The sequence below is a fragment of the Mycobacterium sp. 29Ha genome (assembly GCF_032883055.1).
Lineage (GTDB): Bacteria > Actinomycetota > Actinomycetes > Mycobacteriales > Mycobacteriaceae > Mycobacterium > Mycobacterium gallinarum.
The window spans coordinates 137,294-147,246 of the sequence record NZ_JAMQTI010000016.1; the positions used below are offsets into that span (position 1 = coordinate 137,294).

General features: G+C 66.7%; 10 protein-coding genes. 5 read left to right on the forward strand and 5 right to left on the reverse strand.

Annotated elements, in window-relative coordinates; genetic code table 11:
* The first annotated feature begins 15 nt into the window (after positions 1-15).
* Positions 16-1,158 carry an Mrp/NBP35 family ATP-binding protein gene (locus M1248_RS21105; protein WP_163730165.1) on the forward strand — a complete coding sequence of 381 codons (1,143 nt, stop codon included), beginning with the start codon at positions 16-18 and terminating at the stop codon, positions 1,156-1,158.
* Here the strand turns inward: M1248_RS21105 and tatB are convergent.
* The 4 genes from tatB to sigE form a co-directional block, all read right to left on the reverse strand.
* Positions 1,155-1,577, reverse strand: coding sequence for a Sec-independent protein translocase protein TatB (gene tatB / locus M1248_RS21110; RefSeq protein WP_163730166.1), 423 nt, complete (start codon positions 1,575-1,577; stop codon positions 1,155-1,157). The two genes, M1248_RS21105 and tatB, sit on opposite strands and share 4 nt — an antisense overlap.
* 2 nt (positions 1,578-1,579) lie before the next feature.
* The gene (locus tag M1248_RS21115; protein ID WP_163730167.1) at positions 1,580-3,070 is read right to left on the reverse strand and encodes a S1C family serine protease; all 1,491 of its coding nucleotides are present in this window, start codon (positions 3,068-3,070) and stop codon (positions 1,580-1,582) included.
* A gap of 68 nt (positions 3,071-3,138) precedes the next feature.
* Positions 3,139-3,540, reverse strand: a complete 402-nt coding sequence (gene rseA, locus M1248_RS21120; RefSeq protein WP_163730168.1) for an anti-sigma E factor RseA — start codon at positions 3,538-3,540, stop codon at positions 3,139-3,141.
* A gap of 88 nt (positions 3,541-3,628) precedes the next feature.
* Positions 3,629-4,417, reverse strand: a complete 789-nt coding sequence (gene sigE, locus M1248_RS21125) for an RNA polymerase sigma factor SigE (RefSeq protein ID WP_163730169.1) — start codon at positions 4,415-4,417, stop codon at positions 3,629-3,631.
* Positions 4,418-4,594: 177 nt separating this feature from the next.
* On the opposite strand from sigE, the gene M1248_RS21130 reads away from it, so the two are divergent.
* The 4 genes from M1248_RS21130 (at position 4,595) to M1248_RS21145 (ending at position 8,560) form a co-directional block, all read left to right on the forward strand.
* A complete protein-coding gene (locus M1248_RS21130) occupies positions 4,595-5,260 on the forward strand; it encodes an O-methyltransferase (protein ID WP_163730170.1) in 666 nt (221 codons plus the stop codon).
* 102 nt (positions 5,261-5,362) lie between these two features.
* Complete coding sequence (locus M1248_RS21135; protein ID WP_317149618.1) at positions 5,363-6,049, forward strand: TetR/AcrR family transcriptional regulator; 687 nt, start codon at positions 5,363-5,365, stop codon at positions 6,047-6,049.
* On the forward strand, positions 6,021-6,956 hold the full coding sequence (locus tag M1248_RS21140) for an ATP-binding cassette domain-containing protein (RefSeq protein WP_163730172.1): 936 nt from the start codon (positions 6,021-6,023) through the stop codon (positions 6,954-6,956). The genes M1248_RS21135 and M1248_RS21140 overlap by 29 nt, the downstream gene beginning before the upstream one ends.
* On the forward strand, positions 6,953-8,560 hold the full coding sequence (locus M1248_RS21145) for an ABC transporter (RefSeq protein ID WP_317149619.1): 1,608 nt from the start codon (positions 6,953-6,955) through the stop codon (positions 8,558-8,560). The genes M1248_RS21140 and M1248_RS21145 overlap by 4 nt, the downstream gene beginning before the upstream one ends.
* Before the next feature lie 35 nt (positions 8,561-8,595).
* Here the strand turns inward: M1248_RS21145 and M1248_RS21150 are convergent, their stop codons facing one another.
* Positions 8,596-9,876: a DUF222 domain-containing protein gene (locus M1248_RS21150; RefSeq protein ID WP_317149620.1), complete on the reverse strand. Its 1,281-nt coding sequence runs from the start codon at positions 9,874-9,876 to the stop codon at positions 8,596-8,598.
* Positions 9,877-9,953: the final 77 nt, after the last annotated feature.

Below are 9,953 nucleotides of genomic sequence, written 5' to 3' on the forward strand. Positions count from 1 at the left end.
CTAGACTCGACAGCGATGTCCACTACTTCTCCTGACCTGGAGTCCGCAGTCCGTTCGGGGCTGTCGAAGGTAATCGATCCGGAACTGCGGCGGCCGATCACCGAGCTCGGCATGGTCAAAAGCGTCACCATCGAGCCCGACGGCGGGGTGCACGTCGAGATTTACCTCACCACTTCGGCGTGCCCGAAGAAGAACGAGATCTCCCAACTGGTGAGCCAAGCCGTCGCCGATGTCCCGGGCACGGGTCACGCGAAGGTGACCCTCGACGTGATGAGCGACGAGCAGCGCACTGAGCTACGCAAGCAGCTACGCGGCGATGCCCGCGAGCCGATCATCCCCTTCGCCCAGCCCGGTTCGCTCACCCGGGTCTACGCCGTGGCGTCGGGCAAGGGCGGCGTCGGCAAGTCCAGCGTCACCGTCAACCTGGCGGCGGCGATGGCCGCGCGCGGGCTGACGGTGGGCGTGCTGGACGCCGACATCTACGGGCATTCGGTGCCGCGGATGATGGGCACCACCGACCGGCCCACCCAGGTCGAGTCGATGATCCTGCCGCCTGTCGCGCACGACGTTCGCGTCATCTCGATCTCGATGTTCACCCAGGGCAACACGCCGGTGGTGTGGCGCGGACCGATGCTGCACCGCGCACTGCAACAGTTTCTCGCCGACGTCTACTGGGGCGATCTGGATGTCCTGCTGCTCGACCTGCCGCCGGGCACCGGAGACATCGCCATCTCGGTGGCCCAGCTGATCCCCGGAGCGGAGATCCTGGTAGTGACGACGCCTCAGCTGGCGGCGGCCGAGGTGGCCGAGCGGGCGGGCGCCATCGCGCTGCAGACCCGGCAGCGCATCGTCGGCGTGGTCGAGAACATGTCCGGTCTGCTGCTCCCTGACGGTACGACGATGCAGATCTTCGGCGAGGGCGGCGGCAAGCAGGTCGCCGAGAGCCTGACCCGTTCGGTGGGCGCCGACGTGCCGCTGCTGGGACAGGTTCCGCTGGATCCCGCGCTGGTCGCTGCAGGCGACGCCGGGGTGCCGCTGGTGCTGTCGGCACCGGATTCGGTGGCGGGCAAGGAATTGCGCAACATCGCCGATGCGCTGTCGAGCCGCAAGCGGGGACTCGCGGGCATGTCTCTGGGCCTGGACCCGGCCGGCCGTTAGGTCGCGTCGCTGTCGTAAGGGGTTTTCGCCGGAACCTCGGGCGTCTCGGGTTGCGATGGCTCCTGCGGTGACACCGGCTTCGGCGCACCGTCACTCACGGGCTTCTCGGCATTGGTCGCGGGGGTGTCGAACTTGCCGGTGAAGATCGAGTCGTCGCCGTCGAGGAGATGTTTGGTGAGCGCCGCACGCGGCGTCATTCCGCGCAGCTTGTTCAGCTGACTCAACGGCTCACGAAGGTCGTCGAACTCCGGACCGAGATCGTCGCGCAGCTGGCTGGTGGCGCCGCTGATGTAGTCGCGGGCCTGCCGCAGCGTGCTCGACGTCCATCGGATGGCGCCGGGCAGCCGTTCCGGGCCCAGGATCACCAAACCGGCGATCACCAGGACCAGCATCTCGCCCCAGCCGACGTTCGCGAACATCTCTAGGTGCTGTTGTCGGGGCCGGGGTTGACGGTCAGGACGACGGGCCTGCCGTCCCGCATGACCTCGATGGGCGCGTCCTGTCCGATCTTGAGTTGGCGCACGGCGACGACGAATTCGTCGGCGTCAGCCACGGTTCGGTCACCCACCTTGACGACGACGTCGTTCTCCAGGATGCCCGCCTTCTCGGCCGGGCTGCCGGCCTTCACGTTGGCGACCTGGGCGCCCGACGCGAGGTCGTTGCTCACCGAGCGGGCGGTCAGGCCCAGTGTCGGATGCGCGATCTTTCCGTCGCGGATCAGCGACTCGATGACCGTCTTGACCTCGTTCACCGGAATCGCGAAGCCCAGACCACTGGCGCTGTCCGACAACGATTTGCCCGCCGTGTTGATGCCGATGACGTCACCGTTCATGTCGATGAGTGGGCCGCCGGAGTTGCCGTGGTTGATCGACGCGTCGGTCTGCACACCGTCGATGACGGTGTCGGTGTCCGAACCGTCACCCGACAGCGGCACCGGGCGGTGCAGAGCGCTGATGATGCCCGCCGTGACGGTGCTGCGCAGACCCAGCGGGGCGCCAGCGGCGATCACTTCTTCGCCGACGTAGAGCTTGTCGGAGTCACCCAGCTTGGCGACTGTCAGGTTGTCCACGTTGTCGACCTTGAGCACGGCGAGGTCGGTCTTCGGATCACGGCCGACGAGGTTGGCTGGCACTTCCTTGCCGTCGTTGAAGACCACGGTCATCTTGTACTTACTCGCGTTGACCGCGGCCTCGGAGATCACGTGGTTGTTGGTGACGATGTAGCCGCGCCCGTCGACCACGACACCGGAGCCCTGCGAGCCCTCCTCGTCGCTCTTGGTCTCGATCGTGACCACAGAATCGGCAACTGCCGCAGCGACTTTGGCGAACCGGCCCTCCGGCGCGTCGCCGACGTCGCTGGTCTCGAGCGTCACCTTGGACGTGGTGAAGGCCTGGACCACCTCGGCCGTCGTACGACCGACCCAGCCTCCGGCGAACCCGATCACGAGCGCGACGATGCCGAGAACCGCGAGCGCGACGTAGGAGACCTTGCCGCCGAAGAGGACGTCGCGCACGCCGAGCTTGCCGGTGCTGACGTTGGAGGCCGCTCGTGGCGGCTGGGTCATCGCCGGAGTGCCCAGTTCCACCGGGGCACCCGGATTACGCCACGGATCATCGGGTTCGTCGGCGCCCGGCCCTTCGCGTTCGGCGTCCAGCGCACCGGCATCGGCGGGGTGACGCTGCAGCGAATCGCCGCCGGCGTAGGGCCGGCCGAACGCCTCGGCCAGCACGGGATCGGGCGGCTGATCCTTCGGCGTGAAGGCGCCTTGGTCGCGGTACTTCTCCGCACCCTGGAAAGATCCGCTCACGCCGTCGGGCCTGCCGAAGGCACGCCGTGACGCCGGGTCGACAGCCGGCCGCGACACCGGCCGCGGCTCGAGACGTTCGCGTCCGGTCTCGTCCAGATTGCTCACCCGTTCATCACCTCTATCCGAGCGCCAGCAATGGCCGGCGCACGCCGTTGATCGACTTTGTATCCACTCTACCGGCGCTTACGGCGGCTTTGCTGCGCGCCGTCAGCTAACTGCGAGTCCTGTGCCGCGGCAGTCGGATCCGGGGCGTTGCCGCTGCATAGCGGAATCTGCGACAGCTGGCCCAGCAACGAGCTGGGAATGGCTATCGGATGAGATTCCCGCAGCGCACTGCGCGCCTGCCGCTGCGCGTCGACCTCTGCCGCGCACTGCGGACACAGCGAAAGATGACTGGCCGCGCGCAGATGTGGGGTGAGGCGCAGTTCGTTGTCGACGAACGCCGCGATGGCCTCCGTCGACAGATGCTCAGTGGATCCGAACTGCCGAGGCCCCACGGGCGCATCGCTCTGAGATGCCAGCTGAGAAGGCAGCCAGGAGAACGCACGGCGGAACATGTGCCCCGGGTCGACCATCGCCCAGCTCCTCTCGGCGTACTCGCGTCGCGTCAACGTTACTGACTCGAATGTAGCGCGGCGCGCGGCGCCAAACACCTGCGAACACTCAGGCTGACTTGGCCGTGTCCCGGTAGTGGGTCGAATCCCCGTCACCGTGGCGGGCCAAGTAGTCGCGCAACGCCTGCCTGCCGCGGTGAATACGGCTGCGGACGGTGCCGAGCTTGACGCCCAACGTCGCGCCGATCTCCTCATAGGACAAGCCCTCGACGTCGCACAGGACCACGGCGGCGCGAAACTCCGGCGGCAGCGAATCCAGCGCGGCCTGCAGGTCGGGACCCAGTCGCGAGTCGTGATAGATCTGCTCGGGGTTCGGATCGTCGGCGGGCACACGGTCGTAGTCCTCCGGCAGCGCCTCCATGCGGATGCGGCCGCGCCTGCGAACCATGTCCAGGAACAGGTTCGTGGTGATGCGGTGCAGCCAGCCCTCGAACGTGCCCGGCTGGTAGTTCTGCACCGAGCGGAAGACGCGGATGAACGTCTCCTGCGTGAGGTCCTCGGCGTCGTGCTGGTTGCCGGACAGGCGGTATGCCAGTCGGTAGACGCGGTCGGCATGCTGGCGCACCAGCTCGTCCCAGGACGGCATGGTGGTCTGGTCACCCGTCGCGTCGAAGACGGCGGTCCCGGTCAGTTCGTCGGAAGGCTCAACCCATTCCCCGTCGGTGTACTGCTCGAGATGAGCCATCGACGATGGCGCGGCCGGTGCAGCTGGGGCGTTCGAATTCTTCGTCAGATCCTCCTGTTGACAGCCATCGTCATTTATCGACGGCCCGACGATGGCGGCAACGTGAAATTCCCTGCGCTTATTCCCGGTATCCCAACGCCCGCCGTCATCCATGGGACATACCGTCTCCGACCCTGGTGTGTTTGGCATATGAGCACACTGAACATTTCCTGAGAAAGATCTTCTACCCATTTTCGACCTGCGAGAACCAGGCCATTTCGACGGAAGTCCGCAGTTCGGGGACGGGCGTGTCGCGAGCGTGCCCTCCGGAGGAGGTTCTACGCTGCGGGCATGGCTGGCATCGACGACGTGATAGGCGGCGGACCGCAGAGTCGCGCCGAGTCGATCGTCAAGCATGCCGAGCAGTCGATCTCGGAGGACGCGATCGTCGCGGCCGCCCGTGAACGCGCGGTCGAACTGGGGGCGGGCGCGGTGACCCCCGCCGTCGGGGCGCTGCTGTGTGTGTTCGCCAAGATGACCGGCGCCAAGGCGGTCGTCGAGGTGGGCACCGGCGCCGGGGTGAGCGGGTTGTGGCTGCTGTCGGGCATGCGCGAGGACGGTGTGCTCACCACGATCGACGTCGAGCCCGAACATCAGCGCATCGCGAAGCAGGCGTTCACCGAGGCCGGTGTCGGCCCAGGCCGCAGCAGGCTGATCAGCGGCCGGGCGCAGGAAGTGCTCACCCGACTCGCCGACGAGTCCTACGACCTGGTGTTCATCGATGCCGATCCGGCCGATCAGCCGCACTTCGTGACAGAAGGCGTGCGACTGCTGCGCTCCGGCGGGGCCATCGTGGTGCACCGCGCCGCGCTGGGCGGGCGGGCCGGCGATGTCCATGCCAAAGACGCCGAGGTCGCCGCGGTACGCGAGGCCGCGCGGCTCATCGCGGAGGACGAGCGGCTCACGCCGGTGCTGATCCCGTTGGGCGACGGCTTGCTCGCCGCTGCCCGCGACTAGGACCCCGTTCGCCGCGTCAGGCGGACGATGGCGCGATCTTTACGGACTCTTGACGGGATAGTCCCTTGACCGTCGGCTGAACGCGCGTTTAGCGTACTAAACATGCGTTCAGCCCCTGACGATCGGACGGCCATCGCTCGGATCCGCGATGCCGCGATCGACCAGTGGGGCAGACACGGGTTCAATGTGGGGCTCCGGACCATCGCCGAGGCCGCGGGCGTGTCCGCCGCGCTGGTGATCCACCATTTCGGTTCCAAAGACGGCCTGCGCAAGGCGTGCGACGACCACATCGCCGAGATGGTGCGCGAGTCCAAAACCGAGTCCATGCGCACCACCGACCCGTCCGACTGGCTCGCACAGGTTGCCGAGATCGAGGAATACGCCCCGATGATGGCGTATCTGGTGCGCAGCATGCAGTCGGGCAGCGACCTCGCAAAGTCGTTCTGGCAGCGCATGATCGACAATGCCGAGCAGTACATCGGGGAGGGCGTTCAGGCAGGCATTCTCAAGCCGAGCCGCGACCCGAAGGCCAGGGCGAGATACCTCAGCATGATCAACGGCGGCGGTTTCCTGCTCTATCTGCAAATGCATGAAGACCCCACCGACCTTCGGGCCGTGCTGCGCGATTACGGCGAAGACATGATGCTGCCGGCGCTGGAGATGTTCACCAACGGCCTGATGGCCGACTCGACCATGTACGACGCGTTCCTGGCACAACACGAAAAAGGCATCCCGTTCACAGCCGGAGAAGGAGATGGAAATGACGGCAGCGTCCCTACAGCGCACTAATGCTGGCGCGCGATCGGAACTCGCGGTCGAGATTCGTGGATTGTCAAAGTCTTTCGGACGAACCAAAGCGCTCGACGGCCTCGACCTCACGGTTGCGCACGGCGACATCGCAGGATTCCTCGGCCCCAACGGAGCGGGCAAGTCCACCACGATCCGCGTGTTGCTCGGCCTGCTGCGCGCCGACGGCGGAACGGTACGGCTGCTCGGGGGCGACCCGTGGCACGATGCCGTCGACCTGCACCGCCGAATCGCCTACGTCCCAGGTGACGTGACACTGTGGCCGAACCTGACCGGCCTGCAGGCCATCGACTTCCTGGCCAGCCTGCGCGGCAACGGCGTCGACACCCGCAGACGCGACCAGCTGATCGAGCGCTTCGAGCTCGACCCGCACAAGAAGGCGCGCACCTACTCGAAGGGCAACCGGCAGAAGGTGGCGATTGTCGCGGCGTTCTCCACCAACGCCGAGCTCTACATTCTCGACGAGCCGACTTCTGGACTGGACCCGTTGATGGAGAAGGCGTTTCAGCAGTGCGTCGAGGAAGTGACCGGACACGGTGCGGCGGTCCTGCTGTCCAGCCATATCCTCGCCGAGGTCGAGAAGCTGTGTGACACCGTGACGATCATTCGCTCCGGCCGCACGGTGAAGTCGGGCTCGCTCGACGAGCTCCGGCACCTGATGCGGACAACGGTAACGGTGCGCACCCGCACCGATGGGCAAGCGCTGCAACGCAGTCCGTTCGTGCACGACTTCGCGATCAACGATGGCCACTACACGTTCTCCGTCGACCGCAACGAACTCGACCGCGCCATGGGTGAACTCACCGACCTGGGCATCCTCGACCTAACCGTGGCACCGGCGTCGCTCGAAGACCTGTTCCTACGTGAGTACCAGGGAGCCTCGCGATGAGCACCGCCCTCGCAACGCACACACCTCAACGAAACGCCGGGTTGTGGACGGGCACGCTGAGCCTCCTCCGGCTGGCCCTGCGCCGCGACCGAATTCGCCTTTCAATCTGGCTGGCGGCCTTGACGCTGATGATGGTGTACGCCCCCAACGCGATCAAGCTGGCGTATCCGGACGAGGCGCAACGTCAGGCCCGCGTGAACCTGATGAAGACGCCGGCGGCGATCATCATGGGCGGGCCGATGTTCGGCGGCAACGAAACCGACCTCGGCGCCATGATGGCCAACGAGCTCATGCTCACCATGATCGTCGCGACGTCGATCCTGGCCATTCTCACCGTGATTCGGCACACCCGCGCCGAGGAAGAAAGCGGTGCAGCGGAACTGGTGCTGTCCTCGGTTGTCGGACGCTATGCACGAACGACCGCCGCGTCAATCATGATCGGCGGTGTGAATGTCGCGCTGACGGTGACGATGACGCTGGCAATGGCCTCCACCGGTTTCGGGCTGGTCGACACCGCCGCGATGTGTCTCGGCGTCACAGGGGTGGCCATGGTGTTCGGCGCGGTGGCCGCCGTCACCGCCCAGCTGTGGCGGCAGTCGCGCACCGCCACCGGCGCCGCGATGGCCATGCTTGCGCTCGCCGTCTTCGTCCGCGGGATCGGCGACGTCATCGAGAACTCCGGCAGCGCGCTGAGCTGGTTCTCGCCGATCGCATGGGCGCAGCAGATGCGGGCATTCGTCGACGTGCGCTGGTGGCCGTTCGCCCTGCTCGTCGCCCTCACCCTCGGGCTGATCGCGCTGGCCGCCGGCCTGGAGAGCAGACGGCAGTACGACGACAGCATCATCGCGTCCACCGGCGAGCGTCCGAACGCGCACGCCATCAGATCCGTGCTAGGTCTGCATCTGGCGCTGCAACGCGGCCAGACCATTGGCTGGTCGGTCGGACTCTTCTTGGGCGGCTTGGCTCTTGGCTCGATGACAAAATCGCTGCTGGACGCCGCCGAGGAGAACGAACTCATTCAACGCGTGCTGGTGGCGCAGGGCACCGACAGCGTGTACACCACGATGACGCAGTTCCTCGCCGCCGCGGCCACCGCGTACGTCGTGTCGTCGGTGCTGCGGGTGCTCGGCGATGAAGAGAAGGGCCTCGGCGAAGCTGTGCTGGCCGGCGCGGTGTCACGCTGGCGCTGGCTGCTCACCGCGGTCGCCTCGGCACTCGTCGGCTCCACCGTGCTGATGTTCTTCGCCGGCCTGGGCAATGGTCTGGGTGCGGGTATCACGCTCGGGGAACCGGGCACGATCGTGCGGCTGACGGTGGCGGGCCTGGCCTACGTGCCTGCGATGGCCGTGATGGCGGGTATCGCGGCGGTCGGGGTCGCGATCAAAAGGGGATGGATCGGCTGGCTTGCAGTCACGTTCGTGGTCGTATCGCTGTACCTAGGTGCGCTCTTGCGCCTGCCGAGCTGGCTGCTCGACCTTTCCCCGGTCGGCCAGACCACCGCGCCGTCGGACTACCCGGTTCTGGCCCTGGTCGTGATGATCGTCGTGGCCGCCGCCCTGACTTTCGCCGCCGGCGCCATCTATCGCCGTCGCGATGCCCTGTGAGCAGAGGGAGGGAGAATCCACCGTCTGGTGACGGATCAGGCGGCAGTCAGACATGCGAGCTGATTGGCGACCAGCGCCTCGACGACGCTCGGCTTGAACACGACGACGTCATTGAGCAATGGCGGTGCGTGTGATTCGTGGTGCGCACCGGTCGGCGTGACGTACACCGCCTTGTGGCGCTGGCCGTCGGCGTCAAACGTATGGACTTGCCAACCAGGCGCTTCCTTGGCGTAGTTGCAAGCCTCACACTCACCGAGACCGTTGGCGCCAGCGGTGGGACCACCGCGCGCGTGCGGTGTGGCATGGTCGGTATGCCGAATCGGCGCATCGCAATAGGGCGTACGACAGGTGTCATCTCTAAACGCGATGAATTGCGCGAGACCTTTTGGAAACAGCCGTGATCGAGACTCCATCGCGACCAATGCTCCCGAGTCAGGGTGGCGATACAGCCGGCGCAGGGTGGCTTTGGACTGCTCGTCGGTGATCGCGTCGCCCGCCAGACGGCACGCGATGGCGGCCGGCACCGGACCGTAACCGGGGATGTGCGCGGGTGAGGTGCGGCCGCCAAGCAGGGTTTCATCGGTCATCACGAGGTTGACCGCGACGGGGACCGCGACGTCGGCGGGCTGACCGGTTACCCGCTCGACCAGGGTGTCGGCCATGACCTGGCCACGACCGCGGCCGTCGAAAGTGGTGTCGGCCTCGCGCTTTAGCGCCGCGTAGACAGACACACCCTGCGCCATGGGGAGTAGAGCGGTCACGTACGTCATCGCGTCGGGGGCCGGGCGGACCGTGACGGTGCGCTCGGATTGGGCAAGAACTGCCTTGTCCACGACCGCCTGCGGGTCGAGTTGGTAGGCGATGGTCTTGGCTTCAGCCTCAATTCGCTTGTCGCCGAGGCCCTCCAGTGCAGACTGGTCGGCGCACATTCTGAGGTCCAGGGTTCGGCGGTCCTCGAGCGACAGGCACGCCGACTCGCGCACGATCAGAGTCGCGCGCCATTCGGAGAGCGCACCGGCTTCCAACGCCGAGAGGGTGTGGGGCATCTCGTGGACGAGCGCCCGGGCGAAGCCGAGGTGCCGGCCGCCCCGGTTGGGGGAATCGTGGCGGGCGAGCGCGATCTCGGCGGCGAGGCCGCGCCCACGTTTGGCGGCGGGCACGCCGTCGGCCGCCTCCCGAGCACGGCGGGCCGCGTCGAGTTCGGCGGTGACTCTGGCCTGTTCGGCGGCTGCGGCGGACTTGCCGCGTTCCAACTCCGCGATGCGTGCGACCAGTGACGCCTCATAAGCGATCGGGTCGGCCACGGATTCGAACATACTTGCGACTCTACGCTTGCCTACCGACCGCGTTGACTCATCAGAAATGCGCGCGAAACGGTGATTCGTTGCCTCAT

Coding starts and splice junctions, on each gene's coding strand:
- M1248_RS21105 (WP_163730165.1), top strand. CDS start 16: ATGTCCACTACTTCTCCTGACCTGGAGTCCGCAGTCCGTTCGGGGCTG.
- tatB (WP_163730166.1), bottom strand. CDS start 1,577: ATGTTCGCGAACGTCGGCTGGGGCGAGATGCTGGTCCTGGTGATCGCC.
- rseA (WP_163730168.1), bottom strand. CDS start 3,540: ATGGTCGACCCGGGGCACATGTTCCGCCGTGCGTTCTCCTGGCTGCCT.
- sigE (WP_163730169.1), bottom strand. CDS start 4,417: ATGGATGACGGCGGGCGTTGGGATACCGGGAATAAGCGCAGGGAATTT.
- M1248_RS21130 (WP_163730170.1), top strand. CDS start 4,595: ATGGCTGGCATCGACGACGTGATAGGCGGCGGACCGCAGAGTCGCGCC.
- M1248_RS21135 (WP_317149618.1), top strand. CDS start 5,363: ATGCGTTCAGCCCCTGACGATCGGACGGCCATCGCTCGGATCCGCGAT.
- M1248_RS21140 (WP_163730172.1), top strand. CDS start 6,021: ATGACGGCAGCGTCCCTACAGCGCACTAATGCTGGCGCGCGATCGGAA.
- M1248_RS21145 (WP_317149619.1), top strand. CDS start 6,953: ATGAGCACCGCCCTCGCAACGCACACACCTCAACGAAACGCCGGGTTG.
- M1248_RS21150 (WP_317149620.1), bottom strand. CDS start 9,876: ATGTTCGAATCCGTGGCCGACCCGATCGCTTATGAGGCGTCACTGGTC.